The 19,949-nt window shown below is 41.5% G+C and carries 15 protein-coding genes; 8 read left to right on the forward strand and 7 right to left on the reverse strand.

Annotation, left to right across the window (positions count from 1 at the left end; translation table 11 throughout):
* Positions 1–32 precede the first annotated feature (32 nt).
* The 5 genes from CTT31_RS17790 (at position 33) to CTT31_RS17810 (ending at position 6,721) form a co-directional block, all read left to right on the forward strand.
* Positions 33–1,520, forward strand: a complete 1,488-nt coding sequence (locus tag CTT31_RS17790; protein WP_260491691.1) for a tryptophan halogenase family protein — start codon at positions 33–35, stop codon at positions 1,518–1,520.
* Between the two features lie 106 nt (positions 1,521–1,626).
* Entirely contained in the window at positions 1,627–2,892 is a 1,266-nt protein-coding gene (locus tag CTT31_RS17795; RefSeq protein WP_260491692.1) for an MFS transporter, read from the forward strand.
* A gap of 6 nt (positions 2,893–2,898) precedes the next feature.
* A complete protein-coding gene (locus tag CTT31_RS17800) occupies positions 2,899–3,774 on the forward strand; it encodes an ROK family protein (RefSeq protein WP_260491693.1) in 876 nt (291 codons plus the stop codon).
* Entirely contained in the window at positions 3,764–6,310 is a 2,547-nt protein-coding gene (locus CTT31_RS17805) for a family 20 glycosylhydrolase (protein WP_260491694.1), read from the forward strand. Before CTT31_RS17800 ends, CTT31_RS17805 begins: the two co-directional genes overlap by 11 nt.
* A gap of 237 nt (positions 6,311–6,547) precedes the next feature.
* Positions 6,548–6,721, forward strand: a complete 174-nt coding sequence (locus tag CTT31_RS17810) for a hypothetical protein (protein WP_017218574.1) — start codon at positions 6,548–6,550, stop codon at positions 6,719–6,721.
* A gap of 49 nt (positions 6,722–6,770) precedes the next feature.
* Here CTT31_RS17810 and CTT31_RS17815 read toward each other — a convergent pair whose 3' ends face one another.
* Both CTT31_RS17815 and CTT31_RS17820 read right to left on the reverse strand, forming a co-directional pair.
* Positions 6,771–7,289 (reverse strand): hypothetical protein, encoded by a 519-nt coding sequence (locus CTT31_RS17815; RefSeq protein WP_039493197.1) that lies wholly within the window; start codon positions 7,287–7,289, stop codon positions 6,771–6,773.
* Between the two features lie 234 nt (positions 7,290–7,523).
* Complete coding sequence (locus CTT31_RS17820; RefSeq protein WP_039493195.1) at positions 7,524–8,591, reverse strand: ParB/RepB/Spo0J family partition protein; 1,068 nt, start codon at positions 8,589–8,591, stop codon at positions 7,524–7,526.
* A gap of 409 nt (positions 8,592–9,000) precedes the next feature.
* On the opposite strand from CTT31_RS17820, the gene CTT31_RS17825 reads away from it, so the two are divergent.
* Positions 9,001–9,213: a hypothetical protein gene (locus CTT31_RS17825; RefSeq protein WP_045965510.1), complete on the forward strand. Its 213-nt coding sequence runs from the start codon at positions 9,001–9,003 to the stop codon at positions 9,211–9,213.
* A 264-nt stretch (positions 9,214–9,477) separates the two neighbouring features.
* Entirely contained in the window at positions 9,478–9,624 is a 147-nt protein-coding gene (locus tag CTT31_RS17830) for a hypothetical protein (protein ID WP_211858907.1), read from the forward strand.
* A gap of 421 nt (positions 9,625–10,045) precedes the next feature.
* Here the strand turns inward: CTT31_RS17830 and CTT31_RS17835 are convergent, their stop codons facing one another.
* The 3 genes from CTT31_RS17835 to CTT31_RS17845 form a co-directional block, all read right to left on the reverse strand.
* Positions 10,046–12,124, reverse strand: coding sequence for a winged helix-turn-helix domain-containing protein (locus CTT31_RS17835; RefSeq protein WP_211858908.1), 2,079 nt, complete (start codon positions 12,122–12,124; stop codon positions 10,046–10,048).
* Between the two features lie 143 nt (positions 12,125–12,267).
* Positions 12,268–12,807, reverse strand: a complete 540-nt coding sequence (locus CTT31_RS17840) for a hypothetical protein (RefSeq protein ID WP_260491695.1) — start codon at positions 12,805–12,807, stop codon at positions 12,268–12,270.
* Between the two features lie 11 nt (positions 12,808–12,818).
* Positions 12,819–12,971, reverse strand: a complete 153-nt coding sequence (locus tag CTT31_RS17845; protein WP_260491696.1) for a hypothetical protein — start codon at positions 12,969–12,971, stop codon at positions 12,819–12,821.
* Positions 12,972–13,802: 831 nt separating this feature from the next.
* On the opposite strand from CTT31_RS17845, the gene CTT31_RS17850 reads away from it, so the two are divergent.
* A complete protein-coding gene (locus CTT31_RS17850) occupies positions 13,803–15,368 on the forward strand; it encodes an NAD(P)-binding domain-containing protein (RefSeq protein WP_211858910.1) in 1,566 nt (521 codons plus the stop codon).
* A gap of 46 nt (positions 15,369–15,414) precedes the next feature.
* Here CTT31_RS17850 and CTT31_RS17855 read toward each other — a convergent pair whose 3' ends face one another.
* Positions 15,415–18,543 (reverse strand): lantibiotic dehydratase, encoded by a 3,129-nt coding sequence (locus CTT31_RS17855; RefSeq protein WP_260491697.1) that lies wholly within the window; start codon positions 18,541–18,543, stop codon positions 15,415–15,417.
* Between the two features lie 9 nt (positions 18,544–18,552).
* Entirely contained in the window at positions 18,553–19,758 is a 1,206-nt protein-coding gene (locus tag CTT31_RS17860) for a lanthionine synthetase C family protein (protein WP_211858912.1), read from the reverse strand.
* Positions 19,759–19,949 lie beyond the last annotated feature (191 nt).

A 19,949-nucleotide genomic window follows, 5' to 3' on the forward strand; every position in this document is an offset into this window, starting at 1 on the left:
GGGGTCATTTGCCTATGAAAACTCATTTGCCTATGAAAACAATACACTCACTTACCATCCTTGGTGGCGGTACTGCCGGTTGGATGTGCGCAGCCTACCTTGCTAAGCATCAACCCAATTTATCGGTCACAGTGATTGAATCATCGAGTATTGGCAGAATTGGCGTTGGCGAAGGCTCAACGCCACATTTGCAGCTTTTTATGCAAAGTCTTGGTGTGAAAGAACGCGATTGGATGCCCGCATGCCAAGCAAGCTATAAAACCGGGATCTATTTTGATAACTGGAATGGCGACAATGGCAGCTATTTCCATCCCTTCTTCTCTGAAATGGATGTAAAAACAGCGGAAGTCTACTTTGTCAACGCCAACGCCAGACGTCGTGGTAGCGAATATATAGATAAGCCCGAACATTACTTTTTAGCGGCAGTACTGGCCGAAAAGCAACAAGCACCACTGCCGCAGCGTCCATTACCAAGGGCGCTTGAGTACGGCTATCACTTTGATGCGCAAAAACTCGCGGATTGGTTAAGGGCATTTAGCCTAGCGCGAGGCGTAAAACATATTCAAAGTACGGTGAGTAGCGTACAGCATCACGCCAAAGAAATTATTGCATTAACACTTGAGTCGGGTGAGCAGGTGAAAAGCGATTTTTACGTCGATGCCTCAGGGTTTAACGCCCTGTTGATAGAGAAAACACTCAAAGTGCCCTTTATTTCCTTTGCAGATCAGTTACTCAATGATTCAGCTGTCGCAATTGCTGGCGATAAAATAAACCCGCTACCTTCAAGCACTTCAGCTATCGCGATGCCGTACGGCTGGCGCTGGCAGATCCCGCTACAAGGCAGAACCGGACATGGTTTCGTGTACAGCAGCGCACATACCACTCCCGAAGAGGCTGAGGCTCAACTGCGTCAAGCCGCGCAACTCGATAAAGGACAAGCCAAACATCTCACCATGAAAGTGGGCATGATGGCGCGCAGTATTGAAGGCAATGTGTTTGCTATTGGCCTCGCGCAGAGCTTTATTGAACCACTCGAAGCCACTGCGCTGATGGTCACAGGTTATAGCATTGAGTTATTGAATAGGCTGCTTTCGCAACAGCTCGAGGCGCAAGCCATCAATCAACAACTGTCAGAGCTGGTGCTCGGTATTAAAGAGTATGTACAGGCACATTACGCCACCAGCAAGCGCGTAGATTCACCGTATTGGCAAGATGCAAAAATCGCAGCACTGAGCTTAAACGAGCTCGATGAGCTGCTCACACACTGGCGTAGCGGTGGTGATTTTGATGCCTGGCTCAACCAACACAGGATGCACTCACCCTATATTCGTCCCAGTTGGTATTGCTTACTTGGCGGTATGGATCATCGCGATAGCACCTGCCAAATGCCCTTTGATCAAGCACCACAGCATATCGAACAGGCGGCCAAGGCCTATCTTACGAAGCTTAGTGATGAGCATTTTACTGCCCATACAACAGCACTGGAACAATTACAGCGAGCACAAGCGTTCCGTGCATAACCCAATTGCGGGTGGTGGTGAGATTCCCCTTGATCTTTTTGTTTGTCTGCCCACAAGCGAGATCGCCACGCCATCACCCGCTCTCTAATGAAGGTGGAAATACAACATGAAAAAAAGCTACCTAGTGATTGCCTTAGTATTGGCAACCTTTTTTACGGTGTCCTTTATCACCAATATTTTAGGCGCGATTTTTCCAGCATTAATAGAAAGTTACAGCATAGGCCTAACGCTCGCGGGGTTTTTCCCGTTCGCCTTTTTTATCGCTTATGGGGTGATGTCTATTCCAGCGGGACTGCTAGTTCAGCGTTTTGGAGAAAAAACCGTTATGCAGCTCGCATTTACCCTTGCTGCAATTGGCGCAACGACCTTTGTGCTAATACCAACGTTTGCCATTGCCATGGTTGCACTGTTTATGCTCGGCTGTGCCATGGCACTACTGCAAGTGGCTATCAATCCTCTATTACGCGCTAGCGGTGGTTCAGAACACTTTGCCGTGCTTTCGGTGTTTGCGCAGTTGATGTTTGGTGCTGCAGCAACACTCGCGCCTCTGGTGTATAGCAAACTACAGTCTCAAGTCACCACCGCAGAGGGATTTGGCGGAGCGCTGTCTGGTGTTATCCCAGCAGATAAAACCTGGCTAAGTATCTATGCGGTATTCGCAATCCTAAGCGTCGTGATGCTATTACTCTCGCAATTTACGCCATTTAGCGCGGTACCCGAGCAGAAAAAGCAGCAGCTGAGCTGGTCACAAAGTATCGGCTTTTTTAAAGATAACACCGTATTGAAATTTTTTGCCGCCATCGCCGCTTATGTTGCGCTAGAACAAGGTGTCGCTAACCTTATTTCCGTATTTTTGCAGCAATATCATGGCCTAGACCCAGCCATTGAAGGCGCCAAAGTGGTGAGCGAATTCTGGTTATGCCTAACCTTAGGCTGTTTACTTGGACTGGCACTACTTAAACTCATTGATGCACAAAAGCTTTTGATTTTATTCAGCTCTGGCGCCGCTATCGCACTTCTAAGTGCGTTATTCGGTAACACTACCGTGGCGCTTATCGCTTTTCCAGTTGTGGGGTTCTTCCTCTCCATTATGTGGTCGGTCATCTTTGCTCTGGCATTAAATTCATTCAAAACCGGCCATGGCGCAATCACAGGGATCTTATGTACCGGGATCATTGGCGGTGCTTTTATGTCTCCCATCATAGGTTTTGCAGCTGAATTGAGTAACAACTTACAACTTGCTGCCCTGCTGTTACTACTGCCACTTAGCTATATTCTGAGTGTTGGTGTATGGGCTAATCCTTTGATTAAAAATAAAACTTTTGGCAATAGTCAAAAGACGCTGTCTCAACCTCTAAATGAAAATAGTTAAATTACGATGAATCACTCTTTGTTATGTATTGACTTGGGTGGCACCAAAGCCCTCGTGGCTTCGGTTGCGCACACTCAGGTCGAGCAGGTACGCCAATATGCGGTGCCTAGTCAGGCCAACTTGGACCAAGTTAATGCCTTTGTTATCCGTTTAATCGAAGAAAACCTAACAGCCGAAACAACCGGTATTGCGATTGGCGTACCAAGCACACTGGATGTGTGCAGCGGCACCGTGCTGACAACACAAAATATTCCTCATTGGCAAAATGTGCCTCTGAAGGGATTGTTAGAACAGCAATTTTCTTTGCCTGTTGTTGTCCATAATGACGCAAACTGCTTTGCATTTGGTGAATACTTATATGGTGGCCACCATGCCAACAACCTAATTGGCGTATGCCTTGGCACAGGCATTGGTGCCGGTTTTGTGTTTAACGGTAATTTATATACGGGTAACCATAGTGCTGCAGGTGAACTGGGAAACTTAAGCTATCTTGATGGAATTATTGAAGATTATGCTTCAGGACAGTTCTTTGGGCGACAAGGAATTGAAGGGAGGTGGTTGGCCGAACAAGCACACAGTGGCGACCCATTTGCACTACAACAATTTGAGACTTTTGGCAGTCACGTTGGTCATGCACTCGCGCAAATAGTCATGGTGCTTAACCCAGATGTCATTGTACTTGGCGGCTCCGTGACGCATTCATATGACTATTTTAACGCTGCACTTGACGCCAAGATGCAGCAATTGCTTGGCAATGCTTTATATCAATCCGTTCGTGTCATTCCAAGCGCCTTAAATCACGCGCCACTTTTAGGGGCATACGGATTGTTTCAACACAATAAAATTAACCATGATAACAAGGAACTAGCCAATGAAGTTTAATCGGCTTATGGCCCTACTTTTTGGGGTGTCGTCACCCCTTTATGCGCTCGACCAAACCGCAGTAAACTGGTTAGGCCAAAATCTTGATGTAAAGTACACCTTGCTTGATAGCAAGCCGAGCACCTGCCCCAAGGCACAACAAAAGTGCTATTACTCAGAGCTGAGTTTTAGCGTAGCTAAAGAAAATACCAAGGCAAATAATGACTTTGCTATCTTTTTTAGCCAACTGATGCCGATTTACCATGTTGAGGGCGATAACTTTGCCATCACCCATATCAATGGTGATATTCACAAAATCACGCCTACAGCAGGGTTTAGTGGGTTTTCAAGTGCCCCCACTACCGTGCGCTTTTATACCAAGGACTCTCAGGTTACACGCTCAGAATTTATGCCAAATTATGTTGTAACGGACGCGCAGCTTAAGCTCACCCCACAAGTGATCAAAAGCACGCAAACCCAGCGCGATAACGACACAGGACTTGAGCTACAACCTTATCTGACGCCATTTGATACGCTCAACCAGCTGCAAACCAGCAGTAAGGATGACACGCCGTGGATGGGCAGTGAATACTTATATCAACATCAAGTGAAGCCAACGCTTGATGTTGCAGTTGGGCTGATACCAAAACCCAAACAACTGACAGTGCTGTCCGATAAACGACTCAATTTAGCGGCCGGTATCAATCTGCAACTTTCAGGCGTTTCCGCTGAGGCTATCGCCATGGCACAACAGCGACTCAATACCCTTGGGGTAAAAAGCACCAAGAACGGACTTGTAGTTAATGTCGCTGTAAAGCCAAATAAGCAATCAAGTCCACATTATCAACTGACAGTCGCCGAAAATAATATCTCAATCCAAGCCAATAACAGCGCCGCAGCATTTTATGCGCTACAAAGCCTCGCAGGACTGTTGGATATTAATGATTTGAGTATTCCCAAGGTGGATATTATTGATACACCAAGGTATGACTTTCGTGGTTTACACATCGATGTTGCCCGCAACTTCCGCTCCAAAGCCTTTATTTTACAAACCATTGAACAGATGGCGGCGTATAAGCTAAATAAACTGCACCTTCATTTAGCGGATGATGAAGGCTGGCGCTTAGCCATCGACGGTCTTGACGAACTCACCTCTGTCGGCGCTTATCGCTGCTTTGATTTGACCGAAACTCGCTGCCTATTGCCGCAATTAGGCGCTGGGAATGATAAAAACGCGCAAGTGAATGGCTTTTACTCTGCAGAGGATTATATTGAGATCCTGCGCTATGCCAAGGCGCATCATATCGAGGTGTTACCCTCATTAGATATGCCAGGTCACTCACGCGCTGCAATCATCGCCATGGAGGCGCGATATAAAAAGTTGATGGCACAAGGCAAACCTGAGGATGCGCAGCAATATCGATTAGTAGAAACTGCAGATAAGACGCGTTACAGCTCCATTCAACATTACAACGACAACACGCTAAATGTCTGTATTGCAAACACTTATACCTTTATCGATAAAGTATTAAGCGAAGTAAAAGTGCTGCATGACCGTGCTGGTGTACCACTCAACACTTACCATATAGGTGCAGATGAAACCGCAGGTGCTTGGCTAGAGTCGCCGGCTTGTAAAAAATTGCAGGCAAGCGTGAAAGATTTTACCAACTTTAACGGTTACTTCATTGAACGGATCGCAAAGTTACTAGATAAAAAAGGAATACAGGTTGCAGGGTGGAGCGACGGTTTAGGTGATGTACGTGCTGCGAATATGCCAGCAAACGTACAGAGCAATGCTTGGGCGACATTAAGCGAAAACGGGCACGCGGTCGCGCATCGCTTCGCCAATCAGGGCTGGCAGGTTGTCTTGTCTAGCCCTGATGTAACCTACTTTGACTTTCCATATCAGTCTCACCCAGAAGAGCGTGGTAATCACTGGGCAAGCCGTGCTATCGAAAGCAAGAAGATATTTGAGTTTATGCCAGACAACCTTCCTGCACATGCAGAGATCTGGAAAAATACCAATAACCACGCCTACATAGCCAACGACAGCGACTCATCACTAAACAAAGGGATTAAGTTTGCCGGGCTCCAAGGGCACTTATGGAGTGAAATGCTGCGCAGTGATGCACAAGCCGAATACATGCTTTATCCACGGCTATTGGCCCTTGCAGAGCGTGCATGGCACCATGCCGAGTGGGAATTACCCTACCAAGCCGGTCGTATATACAGCCAGTCTAGCGGATATTTTACGGCTAAGTTACAGGCGCAACGTGAGGCTGATTGGCAACGATTCGTGGCTATTTTGGGCAATCAAGAACTACCTAAGTTAGCACAAGCCGGAATTGAATTTCGCATTCCCGTCGTCGCCGCAAAACAGCTATCTGGAGCAAAGCTCGACGCTTTTACCGCCATTCCGGGTTTTGTTATCGAAGCACAGCTTGAAAACGGCAACTGGGTGCCCTTCAATGCCTCACTTAATCAAGTACAGGCGCTTAGAGCGGTGCACCCAAACTCTGATCGCAAAGGACGAGCTTTGAGTTTAGAGAAAAAATAACGAATAAGATCAACATGTGATGCTAAGCCCTACTTAGTTCTTAGCATCTCTATCACCATTATCAGCCGCAAAAGAAACATTGAGAAAATGTAATTAATAGCAAAATGTTGAAAAAGTAATAAATATGTTTTAGCTTAGTTGTTGTGTTACTTTTTTGTTCACTGAAGAATAAATCAGATGACATAACTACAATATAATGAGCTCAATCAGAGCCTATAATTTAGAAGGAATACTGAAATGAAATTATCGTTAAACAAGAAGAAAATCAAAGCTCTATCAGCTGACAAGCAAACTGTTCCAGCAGTAATGACTCCACAGGTTGCAGGCGGCGCGCTTCGTTTCAGCCAAGACAGGCTAACGCATTGTGTTGCCAATACGTGTGGTCGCCATACTTGCCCTGATATTTACTAATCGAGAGTAAATAACACAGTTCAGTGCCTCTAAGGAGGCACTTTAAGGCTTACTTAAATTTAACTTTTTTGTCGCTTTTTGTATAAATGCGCGACTCAGGTTCAGTCCACTCGCCGTTTTTCAAGTATTGCGTCGACACCGTAAATTGACCACTCTCAAACTTACTGGTTGATTTCACCTTTGTAATACCATCTTTGTTATTGATAACCTCTTCGTATGCCACAAACTCGCTCTGGTTCAGGACTTCCATTGTTCCTTGGGTGTAAAACCCAGCCGTCGTAAAATAGTAAAACACTAGACTGTTTTTACTTTTATCCCAGAAAATTAATGACTCTCCGCCGTACATGCCATCGTTGATTGAATGTAAGGTACGAATGGCTGTGCCATTTAAAGCCCGCTCCCAGTGACTGACATCCTGCATCTTTGGTTTATCTGAAGGCACATCAAAGTCCGATTGCCAAGTACCAAGATAAGGTGTAAACACCGAGAGTTCTTCATTTAATTTTTCATTAGCCCAAGATAGCGTACTGAATACCACCAATATGGCGAGCCCGAATTTTTTCATCATTTTTATTTCCGTTGATTGTGTCTCACTCAGTATAAAACTCAATACTAAGATTTGCGTAGCTAGTCAATCCCCCTCTGTGGGGCAGTGTCTAATATAGACGGTAATAGCTAAATTGCTTGAGCTACAAAAAAACTAAGGAAAATTACGTGAATCCATTCAAACATCAAATGTGACTTTATAACGCAACAAAAAAGTGCGAGATAGCATTACACCAAATATGCTTTACCTATAACATTAATTATTATCTAAAAATTCAATTACTTCAGCGATTAAAGTAGTCACTTGAGCCCGATCTTCCCAGTTTATATTTTCCCAATCAACACCAAGGTCTAATTCAGAAATATCAGTAAATAAAAGCTTTTTAAGCAATGAACTCGAAGAGATATTCTTAATAATGTAGTTCTGTTTTTTAATACTAGTGGCAGCTTTCCCCTCTAGTGCATCTGAGATTTTTGCACCAATCGCTTTTCGGTCACCAATATTCAATACTTTTTTATCGTGTTGGACCTTGTAATCATTTTCAATTTTCAAAACGATCTTTTTTACTTTTACAAAAGAAAAGCTTAATCCATTTTCGTATGCTCGAATGACCTCTGGGTACCTTGTTAAAACATTGTAGTTATCAAAAGCCCCAAAAGAAATACCAAGATATTTTGCCTTTTCCCTAACTGTAATTCGCTTTTCACCAATTTTAAGGCGAGCTTGATCCAAATAGTCCACTTCCATCATCGCAGCTAAAAATGCTTGAAGCTTACCGTATTGAGGAAGATCCTCTCTACTAGCATTTTCTTGAAACTGTTTAACTTTTGAGAGTATAGGCTTGCGCGCATAGACTTTAAACTGAGCAACATGGCCAAACCCATAAGCGAAAACCAGTGCAAAAAAGCGTCTGTGCCCAGTTAGTATCTGATACTTTCCATCATCGATAGGGTATACCGTAGGCACTTGGATCATTTCAGAAACAGCTATATTTTCTCCAAGCTCAACGATTGACTCAATTGTTGTATTCGCCTTTTTCCATTCACTTGAGCCATATTTAAGACAATTTATGATGCAAGATTTACCAACAAGAACATAGTTCTCCCCGTTGTATAGATCACATAGCTTACGCTTAGATATCGCTCTCGATATAAACTGTTTTGCATGTTCATCTTCAATAAAAATACATGGCATAAACCTAGCGTTGGAAATGTCCGGAGTAACCGAGCTGAGAAAAAGTGATTTATACTCAAATGATTCACTATGCAGAAACTCTTTGTTATTCAGTGTCGCAAGTAGAAGCTGTTCAAGGTTTTCAGCCATAATTCCAGATGACTCCGTATTAATATTTAGGTACAACAAACAGGTTGCACGCCTGTAAGGCACGCTCCCTATAAAATTTAATAGCTCAGATGCTAACTAAGGATAAGAGTAAAGTGTGTCATTATATTGCAACTCAAAAGGGTTTAGTATCTTTTAGTAAAATAATTACTACGATACAAATTGACACTAACGCCCCACACTAATTTCCCACGCTCTCACCAAAAATCAAAAAATAACAATAAAAGCTTAAAAATCAAAATTTTAAACTTAAACATTTGCTAGGGTAGATAAGAATTCATAAGTACCAAATAAAACTTTTCCTCTGTAACCTTAAAGATAATATATAAGTACACAACTTCAACATCGAGCCGTACTTCATGTTAAAGCTCAACAGCAAAGTAGGTTACTCATGAAACAAAATACAATAGAAAAAACATCTAATCATACACTTTCAAGCAGAGAGTATCAGCTAATCAAGTGGGCATATAGTCATGGCTACTCTAAGGGACAAGCAAACGGCTTAGATGGTGTTTTTATTAGTTCCAGTGCAATACAAGGGTTACTTGATACCGATTTGCATAAAGAATTTGATACACAAAACTTTATAACTGACCTAGCTTAAAGCGCTCTGAGTGTGTCAATTTAAACTAGGTAAAAGTACTCACTCATATAATTCCGACAAGCCTGACTGACCGCAAAATTATAATAAACGAATCAGTCTGAGCTTGCTGGCTTTATGCACAGCTTAATTACCAATCAATTTCAATAATATTGCGCCTTCTTTTGTGTTTGTTTATTTGCATATAGCCTAATATTTCCAGAACACACTGTGATGATAAGCTCTAATTAATGTCTCACGAATGAGATTCGCTGTTTAAAGAATGTAATGATACATAGCATGATGGGTATGGAAGCGTCTGATATTAAACGCCTCAAAGAGCTTGAAGAAGAAAATCGTAAGCTAAAAGATATGTTTGCAACGCTTAGCCTAAAGCACTCGATGCTTGAGGATATCATCGCAAAAAAGCTGTAAAAACAAGTAGGCGCAGAGCTTGGGTAGAGCATTTAAGAGCTCAATTTAACGTCAGCGTCGCATTTGCTTGTGAAGTGGCAGGGCTAAGCCGCTCAGCTTTTTATTACAAACATAAACGGCCGTTAGATGATGAAGTTATCGATGCATTACTTGCGCTGGTAGAGTGCCATCCTAGGTGGGGGCTGCCTAAGCTATTCAAAAGGCTTCGCAATAAAATAAAAAGCGTGTTGAACGCGTTTACAACATGCTAAAACTAAACTTGAGACGTAAGGGGAAGCGCCGTGTTCCAACAAGAACACCTGAACCATTAAGTGCACCGACACAACATAATGAATCGTGGTCAATATGACACCAATTGGCTATCTTGAGGCTGCATAAAATTCTACGAAATAGCTGTACTAAATTGAGTGGAGTTACATACTCATCGATTAGTATCTGCATAAATTAGTGAATTTGAAGATATACTGACGGTATCTAAAACTAGCTTTGAACTTCCCTGAAGTATATATATATCATTAATAAACATATTATTAGGTAATTCGGATGTTATGAGCTCAGGTTTAAAATCACCCAATTCAAATCTATATTTGAATATGTTCTTTCCGTCCGAGTGAAATAGCTCACCCTCTCTTAATGCAAAGGAATCTATAAAATAGCTTTTTGTTATGTTGGCTACATTTTTAGTACTCCCATCACTCTCTTTAACCCAGACACTTCCTTCAACATCGACATATATATAACTTCCATTTTTATAGGGGGCAAACCAGCTCACCTTGTCTAACGGTAAAAGAATCATTTTCATAGCATTTAGGTCATAGAGAAATGCTTGGTTCTGTCTCAATTTGTCATTCTTTATTAAGCCAAAAACAACATTTTCAGATTTAAATCCAATACTTATTGGGTAGTTTTTTAGTGTAACTTCAGCTCGCAATTCTCGAGTTATTAGGTCATAGACCTTAAATGAATCCTTATATAGGAAGAGCGCCGTTTTTGATTTCTCAGCAAGATCAAAGTCTAAAATATTTCCTACCATCCAAGGTTCCTCACTGTCAATTCCAGAACCTGTAAGTATTAATTCTTTAGACCCATTACCGTGTTTCTTAAGGTAAGCATTGAATTCACCTTTGTAGATCGCCTTAAATTCATCTTCGCTACTCACGTAGAGAGGACTGAATTTCCTTTCTTGCAAATCGAAATCATAAATATCAAAAGAGTATGGAACACTCACAGCTATGATCTTGTTATTACTCAAATTGTATGCGAGCGAGTAAGCGCTTTTCTTATCTAACTTTTCGACTTTTGATACAGAAAACTTATTCAATGAAAAGTAGACTATAGCCTGATTGATATTATCAAACCACGATATTGAGTCATTCTCTTTATCGTAACTCACTCTCCATATTCTTCCTTCTGTTTTATATAAGCTTGTTACCTCTGTACCTTCAATGTCTGTCACCATTAATTCCGTAAAACCAAACTGCACTCGCTCAAAGTATACCTTTTTACCCAGTTCATCAAAGTAAAGAAAGTTATCTCCAAATGAGCTAAGACTTGGAGAAGTGATCTGGTATTCATCACCTGATTTTATATTTCTAATCACAACTGTAGATAAGTTATTATTATTTCTATAGCCAAACTTAGAATATATTATTGTTTCATCGCTTATTCCGGCCATTACACGCTGCCGTTCATCGCAATTCATAATAAACTTTTGAGACTTTTCCTTATCCTCTAAGTCAACTTTCCAAATTTCACATTGGCTGTTTCTAATCTTTTTGACGAAAAGCTCGCTAGACTTTAAAGACCAACCTGAAGGAGAAAGATTAATACCTTGATGTGAAAGCTTATTTTCTTGGTTTGTCACTAAGTCTCTAACGATAACACTAGAAAACCCTTCCCCTTCAGGAGTAAATTCAAAAGCAATAAATCGTTCAGATGGGTGTATGATGATCGAGTTGTAACTACCTTCAAGCCAAGAAATTGTTTTCTCATCAACACTAACTTCTCTCACATCTACATCACGTGTTTTAAACGATATAAAAACGAATATCAGACTTGTGATTAGCATGGCAAGTACAAAATAGAAAATAAACGCCGTACGAGGGGGAAAGATTTTTGGTGTACTATCGTGAGGATAAGACTCGGATGTGTTTTCGAAATAAACGATTTCAGGCTCAAGGAAAAAGCTATAACCTTTACTGTAGTGCGTTTTAACCACAATACCTTGCTGCTTGTTTGAACGTAAGATCTTTCTTAGTTCAGACATAGCGCGATTGATAGCATTATCATCTACATAGCGCTGACACCAAACACTCTCAACAAGGTCTTGCCTTGTTACGACCGACTCATGATTAACAATAAAATAACAAAGTAGTTTAAAGATAAGAGGCTCCAATTCTCTGGAGACTTCGCCATCAAATATTCTTTGTGACTTGGGATCCAAAACCCATTCACCAAATCGAACTTCTCTAACTTTCCTTGAAAAACTAACTTCGTTCATTATTTACTTTTAGCTATAAAGATCTACTTAATCATTCTACTCAATAAGTACAATAACTCAACAATCACATAGCGAAAATAAATAAAACTTAAAAAAAACAACCACAAAAATGAAACACAATACCAACATACGCAACAAAAAAACTACACACAACCATGATTATTATCCATAATATTGATGTCGATTTTTGATTGCCACTCAAATGACACATCATTAGCTACAAACGTATAGCTTCCTTTTTCTTTGCTCTGGATAATAATTTTCGCAGATACCCCTCTATTACATAGTGTTACTAATTGTCCAACCTTGAAACCTTCATCAGTATCGCCAGGCATCCTGATAACACCATAAATCGTCCTACTCTTCAATTTCATAAGTAAATCACCAGAGCTGAACCCTTGTTGATCAAAGCTATGCTTTCTTATCCAATTAACTAAGCTGGATGATGTGGCTAATATTTTTTTTTCTTCATTTTTTTCATTGATATACTTAATTAAAATATCTCCTTCAAAAACTTCTACATTTTCCGAAGCTAGAAGCTCAAAAGCAATCGCATTTTCATATGCATACACGAGTTCAACTCTTGGAGGCTCTACTTCAATAGTAAAAGATGGTGAAGTAGAAGCAGAGATCATTAAAGAATATGTAGTGAAGCACCCTAATAATGCCTTTCCTACATTCATTACTAACAATTCTAAAGTTTAGGTTCTGGATCGGCGACACTATGTGTGGTAGTCACAATACCATCCGTATTACCGCCTACAATTTTTTTGGTTAAAGACTTATTAAAGTGACCTTTATCATTTAATTCTTTTAGATTTCTTTTTATAAATTTCAATTTAAGCATGATGTCTACACCTTTTATGTTTTTTCTTCGTAGTTACAGTCTCAGTCAACCTTTCAGCTCAACCGTCCCACTCCAGATTACAAACAAAGTGTAAAAAGCAGTAATTATCAATCCTTAGAAACAAATAAGAAAATGATATTTATAGCTTTATTATGGATGAAGATAATGTTTAATATGATTTCTTAGATAGCTATTGACGATAATATTTATAAAAAAGTTTTCGCAAAATATGCTAATTTTTAGTTTTATTGGCGGGATAGTAGTGCTTTTCAAGCTAGTAGACACACAAGGTAAAGAACGAAACCTGTTACCTAAAGACCATCAGGTCATTAGGTAACAGATTTGTAATTCCTCTAATTATACGCTCTAAATAACCTTTTAGCTTTACTTAGCTCCTGTAAGTCCGGATGCTACTTCAAGCCCTACTTACATATTGCTACTAAACAAATTCAAGGTATATCAAAGTTCTCTTATTATTTGGTATTTGCTCTCGTCCGCAGGTAAGTCAGCTTAGTCAAAGAGAGCATTCTTAAGTCACTAAACTGAAGAATATCTCTAGATAGTACATAGCTAATACCTATTACCGACTATTAGCTTTTAGTCATTGCTTGCCTTAGTTGCACTATCTACGACTCCCTCCCTAAAAATACATACTGGAATTCGTGTTACCGCCCAGTTGGTAAAAAAACATTGCAAATACACAATTAATACACAATTTAAAACAACAATTATACAACGAATTAATATCATAACTGCAATAGGGAAAGCGGGGGAACGTTACCCTGTCTAGAGTAGTTGTTGCAGCACCAACACCAACAAGGAACAACGAACATGCTTGATTATCTTATTATTGGCGCAGGCCCAGCTGGAGTCCAAACCGCTTACCACCTAAAACAAAGTGGCTTGTCCTACCTCATGTTGGAGTCAGGTCAGCGCGCAGGATGCTTTTTTGAAACATTCCCAATTCACCGGAAACTAATTTCAATTAATAAAGTATTTACCGGCTCAACAAACCCTGAATTCAACTTAAGACACGATTGGAACTCCATTTTAACTGATGACTACAGCCTCAACTTTTCCAGTTTTGACCGCGACTTTTTCCCAAGTGCTGATAACTTAGTCAAATACCTCAACCATTATGTTGACCAAAATCAGCTAAATGTTGCTTATAACCAGCGTGTTAAGTCCGTCGAAAAGATTGCCGATCACTTCGTTGTGACCACAACTCATAATGAACAATATACAGCAGCCCGCGTCATCGTCAGCACTGGTGTCCCTAAGCCTTATATTCCGAAGATCGAAGGAATAGAGCTAGTTACACAATACTCAGACTTAAATATTGATTTGGCACCATATGAAAACAAACGCGTACTTGTTATCGGTAAAGGAAACTCAGCTTTCGAAACGGCTGATCACCTTATCCCTGCCACCAGCCTAATCCACGTTTGTAGTCCAAATCCTTTAGATATGGCATGGAAGACCCACTATGTTGGCGACCTACGTGCAGTAAACAACAATATTCTAGATACATATCAACTGAAGTCGCAAAACGCTATCTTAGACGCCGACATTAAGCGTATTGAGAAACAAGACAACCGTTTTATCGTGCACTTTAGTTATGCTCATGCTAATGGTGAGCAAGAAACCATAGAGTATGATGAGATCATTTGTTGTACTGGATTTGCCATGGACAGTAGTATTTTTGCCGATAGTGCAAAACCTGATCTCATGATTGAAGGCCGCTTCCCATCTCTAGATTGCAGCTTTGAATCCATCAATGTAAAAGGCCTGTATTTTGCCGGCACGCTGACACAATCCACCAAATATCGTAAGTCGACCTCAGGCTTTATTCACGGCTTTAGATATAATAGCCGCGCCTTAGTCGAGATGCTAAAACAAAAGCATCATAATACTACGCTTGCATGCGACCAACACTTAGGTACGCCAGAAGCAATCGGCAGTGCAATCCTGAACCGTATCAATGAGACAAGCGCGCTATGGCAACAGCATGGCTTCATGGTGGATGCAGTTACGGTATCAAAGAGCGGTATGGCACAATATTATAAACACTTGCCGAGTCCGTACCTCCATGCTCATCTAGGTGATCACTATCATTTGCAGATAGCATTAGACTTTGGTGCACCAATTGAAGGTGACCCGTTCAATCAGGTTCGAGTGCATAAAGACAACGCGACTGATGCGGAGTTAAGTAAATTCTTACACCCCATCATTGAACTTTGCTATCAGGGTGAAGTAATAGAGACTCATCATATTATTGAGGACCTAGAAGCGGACTGGACTGACGTAGAAGCGCACGTTAAGCCACTTCAACAGTTCATTGAGCGAGTATTACCAAAACTTGTTGGTGAGAAAATGCAAAATAAAGTGTCAGCATAACTCATAAATGAAAAAGGTTGGCAACCAAGCCAACCTTTTTCATTCTCTAAGAAACTTTAGACTCAGAGAAGTACTTTCGTCTCAACATATCATGAATAACAAATTCCTGTTCTCGACCATAAGCTTTAAACATACGGTTGTTATGCATATGCAAAAGAGAGCCGAGTAATGATTGTATACTCAAATTAAGTGAACCTGACTTTTCTAATGTCAAAATTTCCTTCACCACTGGCTCTGCCTGCTTCTGCCACGCCTCTAACAGCGCCAACATCGCTTGTTGCGTCTCATCACATTGCGCTAAGCTCGCAATATTAAGCTTGGTAAAGTCATCATCGAGCTGAGTTTGGTGATCGCGATAACGATTACCGAGCTGCTTTCTCAGCGCGCTACTCTCATTGAATTCTTTACCAAACCCTGCGCGCAATGAAGAGATCAGTGATAGCTTTTGTTCCGCATCATAATCAAATAGCGTCAGCAAACGGTTAGTACAAGCCAATGCGATACGCCAACGGACATCTTCTCCGAACTCTTCAACTAGCTGACAACTTTTCGCAATAAGCTCACTGTCAAACATAAACAAGCTTTCGATCAAAGTCATCGATTGCGGACCGCCGTAGCGCTCGACTTCTCGCTCATAAGTCATTAATTCAACTTTATGCAGCTGAGAGCTCTCTATCATAGGTGACAATAGCTGGTTGAGTTTTGGCAATAACTCTCCACAAAGCACTGCTGGCTTGCCTTGGAAGCGTAAGCGTAGATGCCAATCCGGATCGCCATAGCGAATAAAGAACCACTTATCGAACAATGCACTATTTTCCTCAATAAGCGGCAATAACTGCTCATAAAGTAGCTGCTCAACAATGGTATTACCTGAATATATTTTTAAGCTAAGCCACTCGGAACCCGCACTGAAGCGCCGAGAGATTGGTGTGGCGGTAATATTTTCTAGTGGCTTTTCTGCAAAGTGCGTATGAGGAGCCGCATTCTCATTAAGTAAAGGAACAATGATTTCATTAGCGTAATGACGACCTTGCGCATCCGTTACACGCGGCGTCAGTTGATATGCTAATACTTCGCTGAGCTCAACCGTATTGCGGCCTTTGGTTTCCATCAGCAACACTTCTACCATCGCACTTTGGCTTAAGTTCAAAGTTAAAACATTATCTCCTGCGGCAAAACTGACCCAATCATCTAACAAATACTTCTCTCTGAGCTGTTGAAGCTTATTTGCGTCGATGTGTTGATTAACTAATAACGCTTCAAGTTCTTTGCGTTCAATACGCCATGTTTTCTCATGTAAAATCAGGTTATCTAACATGATGCGCGGCACATAAGTAGCGTTTCTTAGGCTTGAAGGCAGTGAAAACTTGGGCGTTTCACTTTCTTGATGCTGCAACATACAAAGGAATTTGTAAGCGCTCAAGCTTCGAGCAGAAAAGTTATGTGCACTCGACAAACGCGGAATAATGCGTTTATTGAGTCGCTTACTCCAGAGTTTAACCTGCTGGCTTTCGACCCAAACATACAGATCACTTAGCGGGATCTGGTATTCAAGGTCTAGTGAACTGTCTGCCATAAAAACGATTTCGTACTGCCGTAAATGTGGCCTCGCAATCACGTTACCAGGTCTTCCCTCGGGCATATGTACAATTTCTGCGAAGATAACCTCTTCACTGTGACTGTGTTCTTGCTCTAAATGATGAATCACCGATTCTTTTAATGTTTCATCAAGGTGGCAAAAACGACCCAAAAGATTAGCTGCCGACGGCCCATAACAGCCATTGAACTTGAACACAGGATTCGACTTTTCGTCCTCAAATAAACTCAACATCACAGCCATTGAACGTGGCAAGTTAAGTTCTACTTTATCCTTAACTTTTTGCTTTAATTCGCTACTGGTCAGGACCACACAGCTTTTGCCTAAATTACTTGGCAATGTCACAGCCTGCTCAATAATGTGATCCAGTTCGGTATAGTCAGGGGCGCTAGCTTGTCCGCTACTCGCTCGACCCAACTGTAAACCACCTACTAACGGGGCATCATAGCCAGTTTCAGTGGAGACACTAATACCCGACTCATCATCCAACACCATATCCAAAGGTACAAATTGACCTTCAAACCGCGTGTTGAACTTATTAATAAAGTTTTCAAGTGGGTTATGCTTAGCGCTGCGATTTAAGCTCGCGATCAATTGCAGTTGTTTATTCACCCTTGCAACTTCTTGCTGCGACATTTCACAATGCAAAAAAGCGCGGTAAGTATCTGATTGGAAAAGTTTGTTTTCTTGAACTTTAACCGGTAGCTCAGAAAGGTATTTAAAAATGGTTTGGTATTGCTCAGGCTTCGCTTGTCCCGCTTCATCCATCACTGCAAGGTCATGACTCGCCTGCTCCAGCTTGGCGTAAACTTCCACAGGCGCAACATTTTTCAACGCTTTAATCAACGCGATGTCGGGACTTTCACCAGTAAGTGGTAGCGGAATATCGGGAATTAATACCCCTTCACTGATGAGCTCTTCAAGGTATGCACTAACTTCCTCATATTCTGCTTCACTATAGCGCAAACAAAATTGCTCAATGAGCTGAGAAAAGCTTAGCTTCTGTTTCGCCAGTTCCAGCATAGTGATGAAGTACTCATCACTATCAACGGCACTCAGGCGATACTGCATGGTGTCATCAGAAAGGTAAGTTTCGATGTAGCGGCACTGATCTGCTATAAAGTAATGAGATGGATTAGGTAAATAAGACAAATTATCTGATTTTGCTTCAGTTTCTGCTAAATGAGAGCGAATTGCAGACAGCAGAAACATGTCTAAGCGAGTTTTGCGGGAATCATGCTCTGCGCTATCACTCACAAGACGAGTTTCTGAGCCGATTTTACCCGTATGGACACCAGAAAAAAGACCAAAAGGTGTAGGTCGTGAAGACATTCGAATGAGGTATCGCAATAGCGCCAATGCGACTTTTTTCCCCTGCTTGGAGTTCGGCTTTTCACGCCACTGTTCCAATCGCTCTAATAGAGATGGACTTGCAACGTACAAAGCTTCCATCACCCCTGGTGTGGCAAGCCAGGCACTTAACATCGCATTACTATCTTGCTGATTGAACAAGGTTTCAATCGGCAGTTTTGGTGTTCGCAGAACAAAAAAGGAGTCTGTTGTTATTTTAGCTGGCATAGATACTCCTTAACTCATTAACAGACAATCGGTCCAATCAAGATTGTCATCCAGCACACCGATGAGCGCTAAACCAATACCCGCAAAACCCATTAAAAAGCTATGATCTTCCTGGTGTGCCTTTTCCAGACCGTTATATGAATACAGGGCTTCTAGTCCACGTTCTTGGTACTGATTTAAGCCATAATCTAACCAAGTTAAGGCGGCCTGCTGTAACTTAGGATGAGGCATAACTTGGTTGAGTAGTTGATAAATGGTTACCAACCCAAAAAAACCATGACAAAGTCCGGCATCGTTAATATGGCCTTGCTTCGCGTCTCTATCGACGTTAAACAACGCGATTTCCAGTGCCTGTTCAACATAACTTGGCTTGTCTAACGCATGCCCAGCTCTTGCAAGTGTTAACGCAATCGTTAAGTCACCATAGCACCAACCCAAGCGAGAATGGTGCTCATCTCCTGCACATGATCCAAAGCAAGCTTTCTTATCATCAGCATGACTTTGTTGTTCAAGCAGCCAATCACAGCCCGCAACGACCAGTTTTTGCGCCCGCAGCTTTACTTTTTCGTCCTGAAGCGCAGGAATAAGAGCGGCGATAATGCCAGGAACACCATGTGCCAGACCTAGATTAAATTCGTGACTTTCCGTATCTTCTTTATCAAATCTATATACCGATTGCTTCGGCTGAGACCAAGCAACCTGCTGACCATCTAGCTCTACCGCAACCGACTCGTATCCCGTAACAAGACGATCAAACAAAGTACTTTGTTGTGTTTTTTTTGCACGACGTGAGATATAGGGAGAATATCCGGCAAGGCCTAACACCATTTCGATTTCTCCTGTCCAAGGAGAAAAGTCGAGTGCAGTGTCAAAGAAATTATCTATCTCCTCCAGCAGAGCAGGATCATACTCTTCGTCCTCATACTGGTTAAAATACTCAAGCACCCAAGCTTGCCCAGCTAGCCCTGAACTCAGTTCAGGGGTTTGCTCTGCCAATTCATTTTGGAGCTTATCTAGCGCCAGATGAAATTTTTCCTCATCGACCCAAGCATCATTAAAGTTTGCAGCTCGAAATAAAAACAATAAGTGCCCAGCTAAACCACTAAGCAAACCGTTACTGTTCACGGCTTCAAGATTTGATTCAACCTGCTTGGCTAGCTTTTCCACTATAGACAGGATTTGTTCTTTTTTTTCTAAATCTAACGCCTTTAGCATACTTATCCTTGTTTCAACTCTTAATTATAATTTCTGTACTCACCATAGGTAAGTTAACCTTTTGTTTAGCCAAACTCAAATTTTGATATAAAGGTTGCCATAAAAAAACAATGTATTGACATTTATTCAAACTAACACTAGCTTAACTTTTGTACACACGCATTCAATGCGTGTAGCAAAAGGATTGAAAT

This window comes from Pseudoalteromonas maricaloris (genome assembly GCF_024746855.1).
In the GTDB taxonomy this organism is placed as follows: domain Bacteria; phylum Pseudomonadota; class Gammaproteobacteria; order Enterobacterales; family Alteromonadaceae; genus Pseudoalteromonas; species Pseudoalteromonas maricaloris.